We start from the raw sequence: 19,064 nt of genomic DNA, 5'->3' as shown, positions 1-19,064 counted from the left end.
CAACCCGATACGACAAACGCGACGACAATTTCCTCGCATCTATCCAGCTTGCTTCAATTCGTATTTGGCTTCGATCTTATGAGTCGGTCACCTAGCCTCTGCCCAAGCTTGACGATATCTTGAACTGGATAACCAGTTCATGCGTCGTCTCATAAGACCGCTTCGGGCAATCAAAAAAAGTTAACCAAGAGTACGCTATCCAGGCATCACTGCCGTTTAAATACGGCGCCTGCCGTATATCATTCTATTTCAGTGAAGCCTAAATCTCCCAGCGTTTGGCCGATGGGGGAGGAACCATCATGTTGTCGCTGGAGTTATTGATACCGTTTGCGGTTGCGACGCTGACCTTTGCCTGCATACCGGGACCAGCAATACTCTATATGACCGCGCAAACACTTGCGCACGGTCGCAATGCTGGTTTGATGGCAGCGCTCGGCGTTCATCTTGGCTGCTATGTTCATATTGCAGCGGCTACGATTGGCCTTGCCTCGCTGATAGAGCATGCTCCGACCGCTTATATGATCATAAGATTTACCGGTGCAGCTTATCTTGTCTGGCTGGGGCTGGTCATCTTCTTTGATTGGAACAAGACGAGCGATCATTCCGGCAACCCGGTGTCAAAGACGTTTCGAGATAGCATTATTGTTGAGGTTCTCAATCCCAAGACTGCGCTATTTTTTGTGACCTTTCTGCCGCAATTTGTACAGCCGACAGCCGAAGTCCCGCTCTGGCTCCAGTTTCTTGTTCTGGGCGTTGTGGTGAACCTGATTTTCTCGATAGCCGACGTTGCGGCAGTAGCTGTCGCCTCATTCGCTTTTGGTCGGTTCAACAGCGATCGATCTGGTTGGCTAGTGCCAAAGACTTGCGGCACTATTCTCATGGGTTTGGGTGCAGCGCTTGTCAGTCACCATTTTTAGCCGCAACACTCCACAGACACCGGCAGGTCGCCAGCGCCAGAAACGAGAAGATTCCTGATCGGCAAACAAAACTCGAAGCGTTTGTCATCAAACCGCCTCATCACATGTGAATGCAAAAAGCCGGGAGCAATGTTTCTCTAGCCTGCCTCGTCATCGGCACTGCTATTGCCATTAAGATAGTTGTAAACCGTGGCGCGTCCCATTCCCAGCAAACGACATATGTATCCCGCCGCATTCTTGCCGCTGAATGCACCGCTATCAGCGAGCGCTTGTACGAGTTCCTTTTTCTGGGCGCGCGACAGGTCCGATATGTTAAGGCTCCGCGCCGCCGTCCAGTGCTGAATGTAATTGTTGATGCGCTCGAACCAGTCATCGCGAAACAGACTTTCCATCTCACCCGGTGTCGACGGAACCGAGACGAAATTCTGTAGCGTCAGCACCATGCTTTCGAAAACAGACATGTCCGCATTGATGCATAACACGCCAATTTCTTTCCCGTCGGCGGTCCGCAATACAGAACTGATCGACTTTATCCGCCGCCCGTCCCAGTTGGTTTTTGCATAGGGGCCAATCAAGCGATCCGCCGGCGTAAAATTGATTTCATCAAGATTCGACGGATCTCCGAGCTCTCTTTTGGAGAAATTTCCAGCGATATGAACAACTGACGCGCTGGGAAGATCGTGCAGTACGACCTCCGCAAAAGGCGCAAACAACGTCGCAATTGCCTCGCAAACCGGCACATAGGGCAACAGATTCGGGCTTATCTCATGGCTCAAGAGGCTGTTTTCCTTAATCAAAAATCCCTTTTGTTCCCAAACTATACCCTCAGTTGATCCTGATTGTATAGCGGCAACATGCGAAAAAAATAGACTAGACAGTCCATTTTAGATATCATAGTCTAAATCGAAATTACAGGGCTTACGCAAGTTATTTCATCGCCGCTCTAGCTGCACTGAATGCTTGTGGAGGCGAAAAAACAAAGGGAACAAAGACCATGAAAATGTGGAAGTCAGCTGTTTTGGGCGCTGTTACGACAATGCTGGTCAGCACATCGCTGGCCCACAGCGAAACCTTGCGAGTCGGCTTGGAATGCACATACCCGCCGTTCAACTACCGCACAGCGGAAGGCAATCTTGAAGGCTATGACGTGGATGTGGCCAAAGGCATAGCCCAAATCACCGGCTATGAGCTTGAATATGTTTGTCAGGGCTTTGATGGCTTAATCCCGGCGCTACTCGCCAACAAGTTTGATCTGATCATTGCCTCCATGTCGATCACCGACAAGCGCAAGCAGAAGATTGACTTTTCCATTCCCTATCGCAAGTCAGTCGCGCATCTGGTTGGTCGGGCCGGAAAGGGTGCCGATATGTTTGACGCAAGCGGTCAGCCGATCCCTGATAAATTCAAGGGCGTGCGCATAGGTGTCGAACGTGCCTCGACCTATTTCGACTGGTTCAAGGCCAAGCTGCCTGATGCCGATCTGGTTATGTATGACGGTGTCGAGCCCATGTATCTCGACCTCAAGAATGGCCGGGTCGACATGATCATGACCAATCCGATGAAGGCCTATCTCTCTTTCCTTCAGGGTGAGGGGAAGGGCAAGTTTGAGTTGGTAGGTCCAGAGATCAATGAGCCTGAGTATTTTGGTCCCGGCGTTGGGGTCGGTTTGCGCAAAGGCGAAGATGAATTGCGTGGCAGGATAGACGATGCCATTCGCCAGCTCATTCGCGAAGGCAAGCTCAAGGAGTATGCCCTGAAGATATTCCCATTCCCGATTCACGATGATGCATGGGCCAACAAATAATCCGTCGATCCTGTTTTCTCAAAAAGACGGAGAAGCAAATTGGAAGCCTTAAACGGTTGGTGGGATAACTATCTCTTCGCATCTGTCATCGTTGCGAAAGTGTTTATCTGTTCCTTGATTCTGACGGTGGTTTTCGGACTGCTTGGCGCGGCCGCCAAGCTGTCTTCCAGTCGGGTGCTGAATGCTATCGGCAATGTTTACACGGTGTTCTTTCGCGGTACGCCTGAAATACTTGTCATCCTGTTGCTGTATTTTGGCTCGGCTGTCACATTGACGACCATTGCACGGTTTTTCAATCCGGCAATCAAGTTCATTGACATCCCACCATTCTGGGCCGGATCTATAGCCATTGCTCTGGTTGTGGGTGCCTATGCCACCGAAACATTCCGTGGGGCATTCAAGAGCGTGAAGCCCGGCAGCGTCGAAGCATCACGTGCCCTGGGAATGAATGCGCTGCAATCATTCGTCTATATTCGCCTGCCCGAAATGTGGCGCACGGCCTTGCCAGCCTTTGGTAATCACATGCTGTCGCTCATCAAGGACACGGCGCTGATCTCGATCATCGGGCTGAATGAAACGCTTTTTGTCGCCAAGCAGGCTGCGGGCGTCACTGGGAAACCCTTTACGATGTATATCGTCGTCGGCCTGATTTACCTCTTCTTTTCCAGCATCATCACACTCTCAGTCAATCTGCTCGAGCATTTAGCCAACCGGCATTTGCAGCGGAGGCCATCATGAATATGAGCATTTTCCTTGATGCGCTGCCGCGCATGCTGGGCGGATTTGCCATGACATTCCAGTTGATGGTTGTTTCGCTAGCCGCTGGGACCCTGATCGCTGTCATTCTACTCCTGATGCGGCTGAGCGGCAGATGGTGGCTTTCGTGGCCCGCGCAGCTCTATATCTATGTTTTCCGGGGCACTCCGATTCTGGTCCAGATATTCATCATCTATTACGGCCTTCCCCAACTGGATTGGATCCGTGACAGCATGTTCTGGCCCATACTCAGAGACCCGTTTGGTTGTGCCATTGTTGCGCTGTCGCTCAATGTTGGGGCCTATGTTTCTGAGGTTTTCCGAGGCGGGGTTCTCGCTGTAGAACGCGGACTGACCGAAGCTGGTGCTGCACTTGGAATGAACTCGATACACCGCTTTGTCTATATAACTGCGCCGCTCGCTTTCCGCATATGTCTGCCTGCATACGGCAATGAGATCATCAGCCTGATGAAATCGACCGCGCTGGCGAGCACAATTACTCTGGTCGACATGACCGGTATCGCCCGCACGATTGTCGCTGAAACCTTCGCTCCCTACCAAGTGTTCCTGTCGCTGGCCTGCGTCTACATCGTCCTGACCTGGATTCTACAGACGGGGATCAAGCGCCTTGAGGATTATCTTGGCCGCCACATGGTGCGCTGAAGCGAAACAGTATCTTGAAAGTGACCTTTATGAATGAAGTTAAAGACACGATGATTGAACTGGTCAATGTTAACAAGAGCTTCGGCAAGTTCCAGGCGCTCAAGCAGGTTAGCCTCAAGGTGCACCGCGGCGAGAAGATTGTCGTATGCGGTCCATCCGGCTCTGGCAAGTCAACGCTGATCCGCTGCATCAACAGGATGGAAGAACATTCCAGCGGCGATATCTTCATCGACGGCCACGAGCTTACCGACAAGACCAAGGACATTAATGCAGTCCGGCGTGAAGTCGGTATGGTTTTCCAGAGCTTCAATCTGTTTCCGCACATGACCATTCTGCGCAATCTTACCATTGCCCAGCGCCTGGTCCGTAAAACGCCCCTGAAACAGGCAACCGAAATCGCCATGCATTATCTGGAGCGCGTCAGAATCCCGGAACAGGCCCACAAATATCCGATCCAGCTTTCAGGCGGTCAACAACAGCGGGTGGCAATCGCGCGAGCTCTTTGCATGAAGCCGCAGATCATGCTGTTCGATGAACCAACCTCCGCTCTTGATCCGGAAATGATATCCGAGGTGCTCGACGTGATGGTCGATCTCGCGCAGGGCGGCATGACGATGATCTGCGTGACCCACGAAATGGGCTTCGCCAAATCCGTTGCGGATCGGGTCCTGTTTATGGACCGTGGTGAACTGATTGAAGAAGCCGATCCCCAGACTTTCTTTGGTAATCCGAAGAACGAGCGCACGGCACTGTTTCTGCGTCAGATATTGAGGCACTGACACGACGATTGATTGGGTCGTGGCCTGAAGGGCCACACCTGTTCGTTACATACAATCTGGATTTGGGAACGCAACTATCCACCGATAGGGCGCTAGGCCTCCTGTATCCAAAATCATTCGAGGCAGTCTATGACTAACGTTTTTCAACTCGACGCAATACGCTCCGTCGTCGAAGCATCGGATCTGACGCCGCTCATCGAGGCGGGGTTCGTTGCCTATTCCGACGGCAAGGTGGTTGTTCCACCCGTGGGTGAATTGCTGTTCGACGAGCCGCCCGGTGATACGCACATCAAATATGGCTATATTCGCAACGATGATATCTTTGTCATCAAGATTGCGTCGGGGTTTTACGATAATCCGTCGCGCGGCTTGGCGTCCGGTTCGGGCCTGATGTTAGTGTTCTCGCAGAAGACCGGCTTTCTTCAATCGGTCCTGCTCGACGAGGGCCATCTTACCAATATCCGCACTGCATTGGCTGGCCGTATTGCTGCGCGTTATCTTGCGCCTAAAAAAATTGATGCGATCGGCGTCTATGGCACGGGCACCATGGCCCGCCTGCAAGTTACGCATCTTGCCAGCGAAACCGACTGCCGCAAGCTGGTGGTCTGGGGTCGTTCTGATGATAGCCTGCGCCGTTATTGTGAGGACATGACCGCGCTGGGGTATCAGGTAACACCAACCCGCCATAGCCGCGACGTCACTGAGGCCTGCAATCTGATCGTGATGACAACCCCTTCGACCGAGGCTCTGATAAAGGCGGAACAAATCCGGCCGGGCATGCACATCACTGCAGTAGGATCCGATACGCCTGAAAAGCAAGAGCTTGATAGCCGGGTATTCAGCCGGGCCGACATCGTTGTGGCGGACAGTATCGAGCAATGCCGGACTCGCGGCGAGATCTTTCATGCCGTCCGTGATGGCCATCTGGCCGAAAAGGATGTTCTCGAACTGGGTGATGTCATCCGTGCTGGCGCAAAGGCACGCAGAAATGAAAGCGATATCACCATCGCAGATCTGACCGGTGTCGCAGTGCAGGACATTCAGATAGCTAAGGCCGTTTGCGCCCAACTCATGGCAGATCAGGCTCTGTCTAACTGACAGCCGCTGACCGTCATCTTGTTAAGGAGGAATACAATGATCCAATATGTCAGTACAACGGGTGGGATTGAACCTGTCGGCTTCGATGAAGCCGTACTGCAAGGGTTTGCTGCCGATGGCGGGCTGTTTGTTCCTGATGCGATCCCGGTGATCAGTCAGGAAAAACTGCAGACTTTGTCAAAGCTTAGCTTTCAAGAGCTCGCTTTCGAACTGGTCTCGCCTTACATCGACCCATCGATCATCCCGTCAGAGGATCTGAAACGGCTGATCAACGACAGTTATCGGGACTTCCAGCATTCGGACATTGTCAAGCTTGTTCCAATCAGTGGGGAGCCCGACATCAGGGTTCTGGAGCTTTTCCACGGCCCGACCCAGTCTTTCAAAGACATGGCGATGGGCTTCCTGATGGAGACGATAGATTATCTGCTCGAGCGGCGTCAGAAGCGGTTGAACATTGTGCTGGCCACGACCGGTGACACCGGACCAGCCGCCGCGTGGGCAGCGGCCGGAAAACGCCATATCGACTGCTGGCCGCTCTATCCTCGCGGGATGATCTCACGTGAGCAGGAACGGCAAATGACGACACTGCGTGCCGATAATGTGCATCCGGTCGCCGTCGAGAATTGTCCGGATGGCGGCGATGATCTCGATCTGGTGGTCGCCGAACTGTTTGGTAATGAAGAGCTGAAGCGCAGACTCCACCTGTCGAGTGTGAACTCGATCAATTGGTGCCGGGTCATGTTCCAGACGGTGCACTATTTCTACGCCTATTTCAGAACCGTAGAGAAGGTTGGTGATCCAATCGTGTTCGCGGTGCCATCGGGCGCCTTCGGCAATCTTTTCGCCGGGTTCCTTGCCAGCCGCATGGGGCTGCCAGTAGCGAAATTCGTTTGCGCCAACAATGTCAATGGCGCTCTTCACGAGGCGATTTCGACCGGTGTTTTCCCACGCAATGATCTGGTGCAAACGCCTTCATCCGCAATTGATATTGTGGCGCCTTATAATTTCTGGCGCTTCCTGTACTTCCAGACCAACCGCGATTCAAAGCGTATTCAACAGTGGATGCGCGATTTTACCCAAAGCCGAAAGGTCGTGTTCGATGCCGAAACGGCAAGTGGCATTCAAGACAAATTCCTCTCCGCTTCCGTCGCCGACGAAGACACGCTGACCACGATCCGTGAGGTCTACAATTCCGACCGGCACTATCTCATCGACCCCCACACTGCGGTTGCGGTGGCAGCTGTGGAAATGCTGCAAGACAAATTGCCTTCAGGCGTCAGGATTGTGTGTCTGTCCACCGCTCATCCCGCCAAATTTCCCGATGTCATGCAGCGGGCGCTCAAGCTGGATCAATTACCGGATGCCGCTCGCCATGCAACCATCGATGCAGCGCGAAATTCGTGTGAGCATTTGCGAATTTGCCAGCTGGAAAATCTCAGATCAAACCTGATTGAGGAGATGGCGCGGCAAACTGCGCTTCGCACGGCATGATCATGGCATTGGCATGAGCCATTTAGATTATTCGGTTGCCGACACCTCAAGCCGGCAACTGATCATCACGCGTAACGCATGATTATCAAACCTGTCCCCAGCCTCAAACAAAGCGAAAGCCTCGCGCCATGCCACACCGGTTATTCAGCGAATATACAACCTTTGCCCATGACTTGGCTGATATTGCGCGTCACATCATCCAGACCGCCGATAAGGACAACCGGCAACCGGTAGCAAAGCTGGATGCAAGCCCGGTCACCCCCACAGATAAAGCCGTTGAACAGAGGTTGCGTGAGTGTATCAATGACCGCTTTCCAGATCACGGCATACTCGGTGAGGAATTCGGCGCGGAGGGACTGGATCGGGAATTTGTCTGGGTTCTCGATCCGATTGATGGAACGAAGGCCTTTGTGGCTGGCTTACCAGTCTTTGGCACGCTGATATCACTCACCCACGGTGGCACCCCGGTCATTGGACTCATTGATAATCCCACGACCGGAGACCGCTGGTTTGGAGTTTCAGGTGAGGCAACAACCCTGAACAATATGCCGATTAGGTCTGCCTCCACAATTGCATTGGGAGAAGCATTCATGTCGACGGGTAATCCCGATGCGTTTGATGGTGGCAGCAAGGGGCGGCTGGAGCACCTTCAAAGAACAACACGTTGGTGCGTCTTTGGGGGCAGTTGTATGTCCTATGGACGTGTCGCCGATGGAAGCCTCGATATATGCATTGATGAAGGGCTATCGCCTTTCGATTATTGTGCACTCGTTCCAGTCATTAACGGTGCTGGAGGGCGGATCACCGATTGGCACGGAGCGCCGCTCACAATCACATCCGGCAGTCAATGCATTGCATCGGCAAACGATACCTTGCACCATCAGGTGCTCGCGAACCTTGCCAAAACTCCATAAGTAGGGAGGAAGCCGAAGGCCGATAAAATGGTGGCTTCCTGCCAGTTCAGTTAAGAAAAAATGGCAGAACAGAGATAAGCGGCCTAGCCAATCAGTGCTCTTCTTGTTTCCTCATCAGCTGGGTAGAAGCACTCCAGTGTCAGTTCGGCAAGCGTGACATCAACTGCCGTGCCGAACACCGTTGTCGTCGAAATGAACGATAACACTTCGCCGTTAGCAGGGTTCCGGATCTGCAATGGAACGGCGATCTTCTGCGGAGAGCCGTACGGGCGCGGGCTCGCTGGCGTGGGTAATGCGCGCAGTTCCTCATACAATGCAAGCAAGGCAGGATCAGCGCTGCGATCCACGTCGTCTCGTAACCGTGCCAACAGGTGGTGCCGCCATTCGGCCAGATTGACAATGCGCGAGGCGAGCCCATTCGGATGAAGGCTGGCGCGTAGGACATTGACCGGCGGTGCAAGTAGTGCGGGATCAATGCCATCAAGAAGAGCCTGCGCCGCATCATTGCAGACTACAAGATTCCATTGCCGGTCGACTGCCAGCGCCGGGAACGGCGAATGTCCACGTAATATCGTCTCTATTGCAGTTTTAGCAGCCGCCATGTCGGGCGCATCAATTGCACGCTCGCCATGCATTGGTGCATATCCCGCCGCAAGCAATAGCCGATTACGCTCGCGCAGCGGTAGCGCAAGCGGTTCTGCGAGACGCAGCAGAAGCTCGCGGCTTGGCGCTGCACGTCCGCTTTCCACAAAGCTGAGGTGACGTGTAGAGACCTCAGCTTCGCCAGCAAGGTCAAGCTGGCTAAGCCGGCGTCGAGCGCGCCAGTCGCGCAGAAAATCGCCAACAGTGGGGTTGTGCAAAGTCATGGTGGCATCCTTGTCGGTCTGCGGTGACTATACCATTACCTCAGAGGTAATCGAACGGCCCCAACATACCTGTCATTCTCCCTGCATAAACAAGGAGACACCAGATGACTAACCCGAACATCATCGCTGAAAATTACCTCGCATTGTGGAACGATGCCGAAGACAAGTCACGTCGCATCCGATTGGAAGAAAACTGGACTGCCGATAGTCGTTATTCGGATCCGTTGATGGCCGGGGCCGGTCGGGAGGAAATCGCCGCCATGATTGCCAGCGCGCGCGAACAATTCCCCGGTCATGCGTTCACCTTGCGCGGCACACCTGATGCTCATGGTCGGTTCGTTCGCTTTTCCTGGACACTGGCGCCAGACGGCGGCGCTGCAGTGGTCGGTGGCACTGACATCGTGCGGCTGGATGGGATGGGACGCATTGCTGAGGTGATCGGTTTTCTCGATCGCGACGAAGCGTAGGGCAATGGTGCTGTCGTAACTTTCCAAATGGAGGACGCAACATGAGCGAGACATATGTCATCACCTTTCACGTCAAGCCAGATAAACGTGAGCGATTCTGCTCACTGCTGGGCGCGGTAATTGATGCCATGCGGCACGAAGAAACCTTCGTTCATGCCGCACTTCACGTCGATGCGGAGCGACCTGACGTCTTCCAGTTGCACGAAACCTGGACTGACCGGCTCGACGTGTTAAATGTTCAACTCCATCGTCCTTATCGCGCTGAATGGCATGCGGCTCTTGATGATCTGCTGACACGGCCACGAGATATCCAAACTTGGCAATTGTTGCAAATAGAAACCTGAGTAAATCTGACGGCGATACTAATAGTGACGTATTTTCAATGCGTTATAATCAAGAGTATGGTTGCCAATTCGGGGCGTATTGCCAGTCGGGATGCTTCTTTAGAACCACGATATGAACCGTTGGATCGTCAAACTGGCTGGAGACGATCCGCATGACATCTCCGTGTCCGCGATTCCGCGTTCGCGCGGTTGGGCCGAACGTTAGTCCGTGTCCAGACTGAGCGAAGCCCAAGCAGCTTTGCATATCACCTCTTCCGTCATCGGGAACTGAGCTTTAGAGTTGTTGCTCATAAGCTGTCCGGCGAAGTTGGGAGGAGCTAGGCGTGACGCTTCGATATCAGATTCTGGCATTGGCTATTGTGCCCTTGATTGTCGCCATCTTGACGGTCACGGCATTTATCACGTGGCAATCGGCCAATCTCGTGCAGAGCAGCATCACGACCTTTGAACAAAACATGCTGAAGGCGAAGGAGACTGAACTTCTGAACCTCACCAATCTGGCTCTGTCTGCGATCCAGAAAATCTATGACGATGCTGGTCCTGATGACACTGAGGCCATGCGGAAGGTGACGAGTATTCTCACATCGCTGGATTACGGGCGCGATGGTTATTTCTTTGTCTATGATTATGAGGGCAATAATGTTGTTCATCCGCGCCAGACCTTTCGTCCGGGTCAGAATTGGCTGGATCTGGTCGATCCAGATGGTGATCATGTCATTGCCAATTTGATCGACAAGGCGAAGCAGGGCGGGGGGCTGCACCAGTATAAATGGGAAAAGCCATCAAGCGGCGAGATGGCCGACAAGCTGTCTTTTGCTGTCGGTCTCGACAAGTGGAAATGGATGCTCGGAACCGGTGTCTATCTGGATGATGTTTACGCCCAGACAGCGGCGGCCAATGCCGATTTTCGCGCCAATATCCGCACCACGTTTCTCGTGGTCAGTCTCATCGCCGTGCCTGCGGTCATGCTGGTTTTCGCGACATGTATGTTGTTGAACCTGCGCGAGCGGCGTATGGCCGACAACAAGCTTAAGGAGCTTGCTCAGCGTATCATCGATACGCAAGAGGAGGAACGCGCGCGTCTGGCCCGGGAACTGCACGATGGCATTTCGCAGAATCTGGTCGGCGTGCGCTATGCCATCGATCTGGCCAGCCGTCAGGTGAATACGGGCAGTGAGAGTGCGCCCAAAGCCATTGAGAAGGCAGCTGATGTGCTGAATGGTGCCATCAAGGAAGTGCGGCGTCTATCGCATGATCTGCGGCCGCGCATTCTTGACGATCTGGGTATGACGGTAGCGCTAAAGGCACTGTTCGAGCACTTCGCGGAACGGACAGACATTAAAATCCGTTTTGAAGCGGATACACTGCGTGTCAATCTGAAACCGGAGCCGAGCACGGCGCTTTACCGGGTTGCACAGGAGGCACTGACGAATATCGAGCGTCATGCAGGCGCGAGAGCGGTCGGTGTGCGACTTTGGGATTCGAACGGGTGCGTGACGATGACGGTGACCGACAATGGCAATGGTTTTGCCGGGCAGGATCTGAAAGGTGCAACATCGGGGCTCGGCCTGCGAAATATGCAGGAACGCATGGCACATTTCGGCGGTGTGCTCTTGGTGGAAACCGGCAGTGATGGTACGCAGTTGACCGCGCGCCTGCCGCTTTCGGCAGTCGAAAGACCGATGACGAAACCGCCAATGTTGAAGCCGCCACTATTCAACCCGGAAGTCGCATGACGAAAGAATGCAAGATACGTGTATTGCTGGTCGACAATCACCCTCTGGTGCTCGACGGATTGCGCGCAGTGCTTGAGACCTATGATGATATCGAAATTACGGGCGCTGCGTCGAATGCGCGTCTGGCATTCGAAATGGCTCAAACGGTCAAGCCTGACGTTGTGTTGATGGATATTAATATGCCGCTTCTTAATGGTATCGACGCCATCGAGCTGTTCAAGCGACAATTGCCGGGTACACGGATTCTGATGCTCTCCATGCATGACAGTCGCGAGTACATTTCGACATCGATCATGCGCGGCGCTTCGGGTTACATCCTGAAGGATGTTTCAACGAATGAAATCGTTGCCGCCATCCATGCGGTTGCGTCGGGTGGAACCTACTTTTCGTCCGGCGTTTCGGAAGCACTTCTCGACAGTGCCGAGAAGAAGGCGGAAGGCCTGTCGTCGCGGGAAAACGACGTTCTGGTTCTGGTTGCCGAAGGTAGCAGCAACCGTGAGATTGCTTCGAAACTCGGCATATCGGAAGCAACGGTCGAGACTCACCGCAAGAATATCAAAAAGAAACTCGGTATTGCCAGCACCGCCGGCCTTACGCGCTATGCCATCGAAAATAGACTCAGTATAGCTGGACAGTAAAATAGACCATATTCTGGATATTTCGGCGGTGAATCGCCCCTTGATTACCCACTAGTGGGTAGTGTGTGCCGCTTGCGACTATCGTCTGCTTGCGGGTGAGTTTCCCCGCACCTATCCTTCAAGAAAACGGCTTGAGGAGGCCGAACAAGGAGGAGAGGAGCAATGTCAGTTTTGCTGGCGTTGTCGCGCGCTATCGACGCGGCCAATGATTTCATCGGAAAAGCAGTATCCTGGTTGATACTCGTGGCGGTGCTGATCAGCGCCATCAATGCGGTTTCGCGCAAGCTTTTCAATCTCAGTTCCAACGCATGGCTGGAAGCGCAGTGGTATCTGTTCTCGGCTGTTTTCCTGATCGCCGCGGGCTATACGCTGCTGCACAGCGAACATGTGAAAGTCGATCTGCTTTACAGCCGTTACTCGCGGCGCACGCAGCTGCTGGTGGAGATTTTCGGCACGATCTTCTTCCTGCTGCCCTTCTGCTTCATCACGATCTATCTCTCCTGGCCCATCGTGGAAGCGAAGATCGCCAGCGGTGAAACCTCGAACAATACTGGCGGGCTGGTGCTCTGGCCGGTCTGGTTGCTCATCCCTATCGGTTTCGGATTGCTGGCCTTGCAGGGCCTGTCCGAACTGATCAAGCGCATTGCCATTCTTCAGGGGCGGATACCCGATGCCGTCGCCACCGAAGATGCTGAAGCGCAAGCGCTCTGAGGGGGATGGATATGGTTGCTTTCTTCGCAGAAAATCTTGCGCCACTCATGTTTCTGTCGCTGGTCGTTGTGCTTTTGCTCGGCTATCCGGTGGCTTTTGCTCTGGCTTTCGTCGGCTTTGCCTTCGGCTTTGTCGGCATCGAAATGGGGCTTCTCCCGGTCAATCTATTCGGCGCTATTCCGGACCGCATATTCGGGCAGATGTCGAACGAAACCCTGCTTGCGATCCCCTTCTTCACCTTCATGGGGTTGATATTGGAACGAAGTGGCATGGCGGAAGATCTGCTCGACACGATCGGGCAGCTGTTCGGCCCCGTGCGCGGCGGTCTGGCCTTTGCGGTGATTATCGTCGGCGCACTTTTGGCTGCGACCACAGGTGTCGTTGCTGCTTCGGTGATCTCGATGGGGCTCATCTCGCTGCCGATCATGCTGCGCTACGGTTATGATCGCAAGGTGGCAAGCGGCACCATTGCTGCTTCCGGCACATTGGCGCAGATCATTCCGCCAAGCCTTGTTCTGATCGTTCTGGCCGACCAGCTTGGTCGGTCGGTCGGCGACATGTATAAGGGTGCGCTGGTGCCGGGTTTGATGCTGGTCGGCGTCTATTGCGCTTTCATCATAGGGATGTCGATTCTGCGGCCGGAAACCGTACCAGCACTGCCGCCGCACGCCCGCACCTTGAAGGGATGGAAACTGGCGCAGAGAGTAGTGGTCTCGCTTGTTCCGCCGCTAGTGCTGATTTTTCTCGTTTTGGGCACGATCTTTATTGGCGTCGCCACGCCTACGGAAGGCGGCGCGATGGGCGCTGTTGGCGCCTTGTTGCTGGCCATCATCAACGGCCGCCTGAACATCAAGATGCTGACCTCGGCGCTTTACGCCACGGCGAAGCTTTCGTCCTTCGTCATCTTCATTCTGTTGGGCGCGCGCGTCTTCTCGCTCACCTTCTATGGCGTTAACGGCCACGTCTGGGTCGAGCATCTGATGACGTCCATTCCGGGTGGTGAAGTAGGCTTTCTGATCGTCGCCAATCTTCTCGTCTTCGTGCTGGCCTTCTTCCTCGATTATTTCGAGCTGGCCTTCATCATCATCCCGCTTCTGGCGCCGGTGGCCGACGCTCTCGGCATCGATCTCGTCTGGTTCGGCGTCATGCTGGCCATGAACATGCAGACCTCGTTCATGCATCCGCCATTCGGGTTCTCGCTGTTCTATTTGCGCTCAGTGGCGCCGTCGCGCGCCTATAAGGACAAGGTGACGGGCGCCACGATACAGCCAGTCACGTCCGGCCAGATCTATATGGGGTCGATCCCGTTCCTGCTGATCCAACTGGTCATGGTCGCCATCATTATCGCCTTTCCGGGGATAGTTACCCATTATAAGTCGAGCCACCCGGTGGCTGATCCGTCTGCGATCCAGATTAATGTTCCTATGCCAGATGCGGGCGGTGGCAACCCGTTCGGCAATGCGCCCGCCCCCTTCGGTGCGCCTTCGCCGTCCACGGAACCGCTGCCCGCGCCATCGTTCGGGTCGCCGCCGCCAAGTTTCGGACAACCGGAAAAGCCTGCGCAGTGAGGATAGGGGAGACCAGTCACTGCGCGGGTCATTTATGATCAATCGTCTTAGAGGAGGAAGACATGAAACAGGGTTTGAATCGCCGTACATTTCTGACCAAGGGCGCTGCCATTGGTGCCGCAGCCGCAACAAGCGGCGCGGCACTTGCTACGCCAGCCATTGCGGATGAACTGCCAACCTTGCGCTGGCGTTTGACATCGGGCTTTCCGAACAATCTCGACACGATCTATGGCGGCGCTGTCTATATGGCCAACGCCTTGTCGAAGATGACGGATGGCAAGTTCCAGATTCAGGTGTTTCAGGCAGGCGAACTGGTGCCCGGTCCGCAGGCAATCGACGCAGTGCAGGCCAATACGGTCGAAATTGCGCATACATGTGGCTATTATTTCACGGGCAAGAACCCGGCTTTCGCGATCGGCACGGCCATCCCCTTCGGCATGAATACGCGCCTGCAAAATGCATGGCTCTATCATGGCGGCGGCAATGAACTTTATAATGAATTCCTGTCCGATTACGGTGTTGTCGGCATCGTCGGCGGCAACACCGCTGCGCAGATGGGCGGCTGGTATCGCAAGGAAATCAAGAGTCTCGAGGACCTGAAAGGTCTGAAAATGCGCATTGCCGGCGTGGCCGGCGAGGTCATGTCGCGCCTTGGTGTCGTGCCGCAGCAGCTTCCGGGCGGCGACATCTATCCGTCGCTGGAGCGCGGAACCATCGATGCGGCCGAATGGGTCGGTCCCTATGACGATGAAAAGCTCGGCTTCTACCAGATCGCACCCTATTACTACTATCCGGCCTTCTGGGAGGGCGGCGCTTCGGTGCATTTCTTCGTCAACAAGCAGCAATATGAAAGCCTGCCGGAAGCTTACAAAGTGGCGCTGAATACGGCTGCACAGGCCGCAACGCAGAACATGATCTCGCTCTATGACGTGAAAAACACGGCGGCGATCCGCTCGCTGGTATCGAAAGGCGTTCAACTCAAACCGCTGCCACGCGATGTACTGGATGCAGCTTACAAGGTTACGTTTGAACTCTATGCCGAGTATAATGAGAAGAACCCAGCCTGGGCGAAGATCTACCCAAGCTGGAAGAAATTCCGTGACGAAGGCTTCGAATGGTTTCGTGTCGCCGAATACACCTACGACAGTTACGTCTATGCCGCTCAGGCCGCGGGCAAATAAACAAAGCAGGTTCATACGGGATTTCGTTGGGGGGGGCAGTTTCCGGCCCCTTCCGCATTTTAGGTATTGTCCAGACCGTCTCGTACCCGGCTCTCAGAAGCAGTGTGTTCAGCTAACAAGTTAGTACCCCATTATTTCTTCGGCTTCGCGCAGGCTGATACTGATACGGAAAAGGATGCAGCATCGACGTCGATGGAGAATATATATCGCGTGCCCTGTCAGCCGCGTGCGTCTTTTATTCCGAAACGTTGCCTATAAGTGGCGGGTGATATTCCAGTTAGCCGGAAAAACAGTTTCCGGAACGCAGTGCGGTCCTCGTAACCGACCTCCCATGCGATTTTGCCGAGCGGGTTGAGTGTACGCTCCAGCGCTTCCCGCGCCTTGGATACGCGAACATGTTGAAGATATTCATTCGGACGATGGCCGCAGGCAGCCGTAAAACGACGAAGAAAAGTGCGCGCTGTCATACTGACGATGGCTGACAATTGCGATAGGATCAGGTTCTGGTGGGTGTGGGCGTGAATATAATGCTGTGCACGCCGGATTGCATCGTCATTGTGCTCAAAATTCGGAATGAAATCTGCGAAGGGCCGCGCCAAGGACGCGTTCGACGATGGTCAGGCCCAGATCGGTCCATGCAAGAATGCCGCCTGCGGTTAAGATATCGCAGTCGTCAAGCACCATATGTTCAGTGGCGACCAGAACTACGGGAAACCGGCGCGCTGACTGTTCCGCAAAAGCCCAATACGTTGTAGCCGCTCGTCCGTCTATCAGACCGGCTTCTGCGAGAACGAAAGTCCCGCGCAAACTGCACATAAAACCACACCTTCGTCGTGATGTGCACGTAGCCAACGTGCAGCCACGGGTTCTGGCGCCATATGTTCGGGCATGATGATGCTGGGTGGTGAAATCAGATAGCTCGATTTATGCGACATATCCGGATAGCTGTCCCAGATGCATTCGACGTTGCTTCCATTGGGTTGTCAGTAAGTCACGCGAATGAACCGTGACTTGTTACCGCTCCACTCGCCGACGATGCGAAATAGATCTGTTAGGCGGTATATCGCAGCCGTCTGACAGCCGGAATGATTCAGAAGGCCATCTCCGCTGCAGGGCTCATTGTCCGTTTTGCCTCGATATTTGTCATTTTCGCCACGCCCATTCTTTCGACGAATGATTTACCTTTGTCCACATCGAAACAGAAAGAATATGCGACACCTTTCCCAATGAACCGGCGCAGTAGGCTGAACTTGGCATCCTCCACTGCTACAAGATAATCCCACCGTTATTCGTCTCCACCCAAGTGAAGGGATTCCATTCCCCTGAAGTCCTCGACTTTGGAATAGTCATCTTTGATAGTTTACTAAAACCATAGACAATAAGCTCTACAAGGAGTGGTTGTATGAAGGTTTTAGGCATCTTTGGCAGCGTCAAGCGACCGTCGCGTACGGCGAGGCTCGTCGACGCAATTCTCGAAGGCATCGCGCGCGGCGCGGATGTTGAGATTGACCGGATCGATTTGGTTGATGCCGCACCGGTTCTGTTCCGGGCGCTGCGCGCCGATCAGTTGGATGCGGCCGGTCGAGCCATTGTTGATGCCGTAGAAGCGGCGGATGTCCTGGTGGTCGGGTCACCTGTCTATCGCGCATCCTATACCGGCGCGCTGAAACATCTCTTTGATCTGGTTGATTTTCGTGCCTTGCAGGGAAGGCGCGTGGTTCTTGCCGCGACAGGCGGTTCGCCTCTGCACGGCTTGATGCTAGAACACCAGTTTCGTCCATTATTCGGTTTTTTTGGCGCGGTTACAATTCCAACGACGATCTATGCAGTGGAAGCGGATTTCACGGAATATACACTGTCCAACCCCGCGGTTGAAGCACGTATCGAGCGGGCAATTTTCGAGCTGTTTGATCTTTCGCCTGCCATTTCCCGTATCGACGCGACCACTGGTGCCGGCGACGGGGTTCTTCGTATCGTGTCTGGCGAAATCGCTGCCAATTGATGATGACCTAAGGAGTTGAGCCATGACAGAACGCAGCAAAAATCCCGTGAAATTCGCCTATTGGGTGCCAAATGTCTCTGGCGGCCTCGTCATCTCGAATATTGAACAGCGCACCAGCTGGACGATCGATTATAACCGCAAGCTCGCGCAGATCGCCGAGGCGAGCGGCTTTGAATATGCGCTGAGCCAGATTCGTTTCACTGCGGGTTACGGTGCGGAGTTCCAGCATGAATCGGTTTCCTTCAGCCACGCACTTCTTGAATCCACCAAGACGCTGAAGGTGATTGCCGCCCTTCTGCCCGGACCGTGGAACCCGGCGCTTGCCGCCAAACAGATTGCCACGATCAATCATCTGACCAATGGCCGCGTTGCGGTCAATATTGTCAGCGGCTGGTTCCGTGGCGAGTTCCATGCCATCGGCGAGCCGTGGTACGACCACGATGAGCGTTACCGCCGTTCGGAGGAATTCATTCGCGCGCTGCGTGGCATCTGGACCGAGGACAGCTATTCGTTCCACGGCGATTTCTATCGTTTCAACAATTATTCCCTGAAGCCCAAACCCATCGATCCGCAGCCGGAGATTTTCCAGGGCGGTTCGTCGCGTGCAGCCCGCGACATGGCATCGCGCGTATCTGACTGGTATTTCACCAATGGCAATACGCCAGAGGAAATCGCCAAACAGGTTGACGATATCCAGACCAAGGCAAAGGAAAACAACCATTCAGTTCGTGTGGGCGTCAATGCCTTCGCCATCGTGCGCGACACGGAAGAAGAGGCCAAGGCCGTCTTGGCCGAGATTGTCGAAAAGGCCAATCCCGAAGCGGTCAAAGCCTTCGGTCACGAAGTGAAGAACGCGGGCAAATCTTCACCGGAAGGCGAAGGCAACTGGGCGAAGTCCAGTTTTGATGACCTTGTGCAATATAATGATGGCTTCCGCTCCAATCTCATCGGCACGCCGCAGCAGGTGGCGGAACGCGTCGTCAAGCTGAAGCGCGCGGGTGCTGACCTTATTCTGCTTGGCTTCCTGCATTTCCAGGAAGAGGTCGAATATTTCGGCAAGCACGTCATTCCGCTGGTGCGTGAACTGGAAGAGGCGGAAGACAACGCGGCGCTGGCCGCCGAGTAATGAA

Annotated in this window: 21 protein-coding genes; 17 read left to right on the top strand and 4 right to left on the bottom strand. The window is 54.3% G+C overall.

Annotated features, from left to right (window positions below):
- Positions 1–299 precede the first annotated feature (299 nt).
- Positions 300–917, top strand: coding sequence for a LysE family translocator (locus tag FHW03_RS21400; protein ID WP_182522466.1), 618 nt, complete (start codon positions 300–302; stop codon positions 915–917).
- Positions 918–1,054: 137 nt separating this feature from the next.
- On the opposite strand, the gene FHW03_RS21395 is transcribed toward FHW03_RS21400, so the two are convergent.
- Positions 1,055–1,693 carry a transcriptional regulator gene (locus FHW03_RS21395; protein ID WP_377515401.1) on the bottom strand — a complete coding sequence of 213 codons (639 nt, stop codon included), beginning with the start codon at positions 1,691–1,693 and terminating at the stop codon, positions 1,055–1,057.
- 218 nt (positions 1,694–1,911) lie between these two features.
- Here FHW03_RS21395 and FHW03_RS21390 point away from each other — a divergent pair, with 218 nt between their 5' ends.
- The 7 genes from FHW03_RS21390 (at position 1,912) to hisN (ending at position 8,421) form a co-directional block, all read left to right on the top strand.
- Positions 1,912–2,721: a transporter substrate-binding domain-containing protein gene (locus FHW03_RS21390; protein WP_182522465.1), complete on the top strand. Its 810-nt coding sequence runs from the start codon at positions 1,912–1,914 to the stop codon at positions 2,719–2,721.
- Positions 2,722–2,760: 39 nt separating this feature from the next.
- Positions 2,761–3,459, top strand: a complete 699-nt coding sequence (locus tag FHW03_RS21385) for an ABC transporter permease (protein ID WP_182522464.1) — start codon at positions 2,761–2,763, stop codon at positions 3,457–3,459.
- Positions 3,456–4,139 (top strand): ABC transporter permease, encoded by a 684-nt coding sequence (locus FHW03_RS21380; protein WP_182522463.1) that lies wholly within the window; start codon positions 3,456–3,458, stop codon positions 4,137–4,139. The genes FHW03_RS21385 and FHW03_RS21380 overlap by 4 nt, the downstream gene beginning before the upstream one ends.
- Before the next feature lie 29 nt (positions 4,140–4,168).
- Complete coding sequence (locus tag FHW03_RS21375) at positions 4,169–4,918, top strand: amino acid ABC transporter ATP-binding protein (protein ID WP_280994661.1); 750 nt, start codon at positions 4,169–4,171, stop codon at positions 4,916–4,918.
- 129 nt (positions 4,919–5,047) lie between these two features.
- Complete coding sequence (locus FHW03_RS21370) at positions 5,048–6,016, top strand: ornithine cyclodeaminase family protein (protein WP_182522462.1); 969 nt, start codon at positions 5,048–5,050, stop codon at positions 6,014–6,016.
- 36 nt (positions 6,017–6,052) lie between these two features.
- Positions 6,053–7,507, top strand: a complete 1,455-nt coding sequence (thrC, locus tag FHW03_RS21365) for a threonine synthase (RefSeq protein WP_182522461.1) — start codon at positions 6,053–6,055, stop codon at positions 7,505–7,507.
- 128 nt (positions 7,508–7,635) lie between these two features.
- Entirely contained in the window at positions 7,636–8,421 is a 786-nt protein-coding gene (hisN, locus tag FHW03_RS21360; RefSeq protein ID WP_182522460.1) for a histidinol-phosphatase, read from the top strand.
- 83 nt (positions 8,422–8,504) lie between these two features.
- On the opposite strand, the gene FHW03_RS21355 is transcribed toward hisN, so the two are convergent.
- A complete protein-coding gene (locus FHW03_RS21355) occupies positions 8,505–9,287 on the bottom strand; it encodes a helix-turn-helix transcriptional regulator (RefSeq protein WP_182522459.1) in 783 nt (260 codons plus the stop codon).
- Positions 9,288–9,391: 104 nt separating this feature from the next.
- Here FHW03_RS21355 and FHW03_RS21350 point away from each other — a divergent pair, with 104 nt between their 5' ends.
- The 7 genes from FHW03_RS21350 to FHW03_RS21320 all read left to right on the top strand — a co-directional run bounded on the left by FHW03_RS21350 (position 9,392) and on the right by FHW03_RS21320 (position 15,932).
- On the top strand, positions 9,392–9,754 hold the full coding sequence (locus FHW03_RS21350) for a nuclear transport factor 2 family protein (RefSeq protein ID WP_182522458.1): 363 nt from the start codon (positions 9,392–9,394) through the stop codon (positions 9,752–9,754).
- A gap of 41 nt (positions 9,755–9,795) precedes the next feature.
- Positions 9,796–10,098 carry a putative quinol monooxygenase gene (locus FHW03_RS21345; protein ID WP_182522457.1) on the top strand — a complete coding sequence of 101 codons (303 nt, stop codon included), beginning with the start codon at positions 9,796–9,798 and terminating at the stop codon, positions 10,096–10,098.
- 323 nt (positions 10,099–10,421) lie between these two features.
- Positions 10,422–11,834: a cache domain-containing protein gene (locus FHW03_RS21340; RefSeq protein ID WP_182522456.1), complete on the top strand. Its 1,413-nt coding sequence runs from the start codon at positions 10,422–10,424 to the stop codon at positions 11,832–11,834.
- Positions 11,831–12,472 carry a response regulator transcription factor gene (locus FHW03_RS21335; RefSeq protein WP_182522455.1) on the top strand — a complete coding sequence of 214 codons (642 nt, stop codon included), beginning with the start codon at positions 11,831–11,833 and terminating at the stop codon, positions 12,470–12,472. The genes FHW03_RS21340 and FHW03_RS21335 overlap by 4 nt, the downstream gene beginning before the upstream one ends.
- Before the next feature lie 162 nt (positions 12,473–12,634).
- Entirely contained in the window at positions 12,635–13,183 is a 549-nt protein-coding gene (locus FHW03_RS21330; RefSeq protein ID WP_078339979.1) for a TRAP transporter small permease subunit, read from the top strand.
- An 11-nt stretch (positions 13,184–13,194) separates the two neighbouring features.
- A complete protein-coding gene (locus tag FHW03_RS21325) occupies positions 13,195–14,751 on the top strand; it encodes a TRAP transporter large permease subunit (protein WP_182522454.1) in 1,557 nt (518 codons plus the stop codon).
- A gap of 62 nt (positions 14,752–14,813) precedes the next feature.
- Positions 14,814–15,932 carry a TRAP transporter substrate-binding protein gene (locus FHW03_RS21320; RefSeq protein ID WP_182522453.1) on the top strand — a complete coding sequence of 373 codons (1,119 nt, stop codon included), beginning with the start codon at positions 14,814–14,816 and terminating at the stop codon, positions 15,930–15,932.
- 218 nt (positions 15,933–16,150) lie between these two features.
- On the opposite strand, the gene FHW03_RS26130 is transcribed toward FHW03_RS21320, so the two are convergent.
- Positions 16,151–16,417 carry a helix-turn-helix domain-containing protein gene (locus tag FHW03_RS26130; protein WP_377515408.1) on the bottom strand — a complete coding sequence of 89 codons (267 nt, stop codon included), beginning with the start codon at positions 16,415–16,417 and terminating at the stop codon, positions 16,151–16,153.
- A gap of 76 nt (positions 16,418–16,493) precedes the next feature.
- Positions 16,494–16,748 carry a hypothetical protein gene (locus tag FHW03_RS26125; protein ID WP_377515395.1) on the bottom strand — a complete coding sequence of 85 codons (255 nt, stop codon included), beginning with the start codon at positions 16,746–16,748 and terminating at the stop codon, positions 16,494–16,496.
- A 586-nt stretch (positions 16,749–17,334) separates the two neighbouring features.
- On the opposite strand from FHW03_RS26125, the gene msuE reads away from it, so the two are divergent.
- Positions 17,335–17,934 carry an FMN reductase gene (msuE, locus tag FHW03_RS21310; RefSeq protein WP_182522452.1) on the top strand — a complete coding sequence of 200 codons (600 nt, stop codon included), beginning with the start codon at positions 17,335–17,337 and terminating at the stop codon, positions 17,932–17,934.
- A gap of 22 nt (positions 17,935–17,956) precedes the next feature.
- Positions 17,957–19,060: a dimethylsulfone monooxygenase SfnG gene (sfnG, locus tag FHW03_RS21305; RefSeq protein ID WP_182521235.1), complete on the top strand. Its 1,104-nt coding sequence runs from the start codon at positions 17,957–17,959 to the stop codon at positions 19,058–19,060.
- Positions 19,061–19,064 lie beyond the last annotated feature (4 nt).

Source organism: Ochrobactrum sp. RH2CCR150 (assembly GCA_014138095.1).
In the GTDB taxonomy this organism is placed as follows: Bacteria; Pseudomonadota; Alphaproteobacteria; order Rhizobiales; family Rhizobiaceae; genus Brucella; species Brucella gambitense.
Note: the sequence above shows the minus strand (reverse complement) of the source record. Positions and strands in the feature narration are given on the sequence as shown.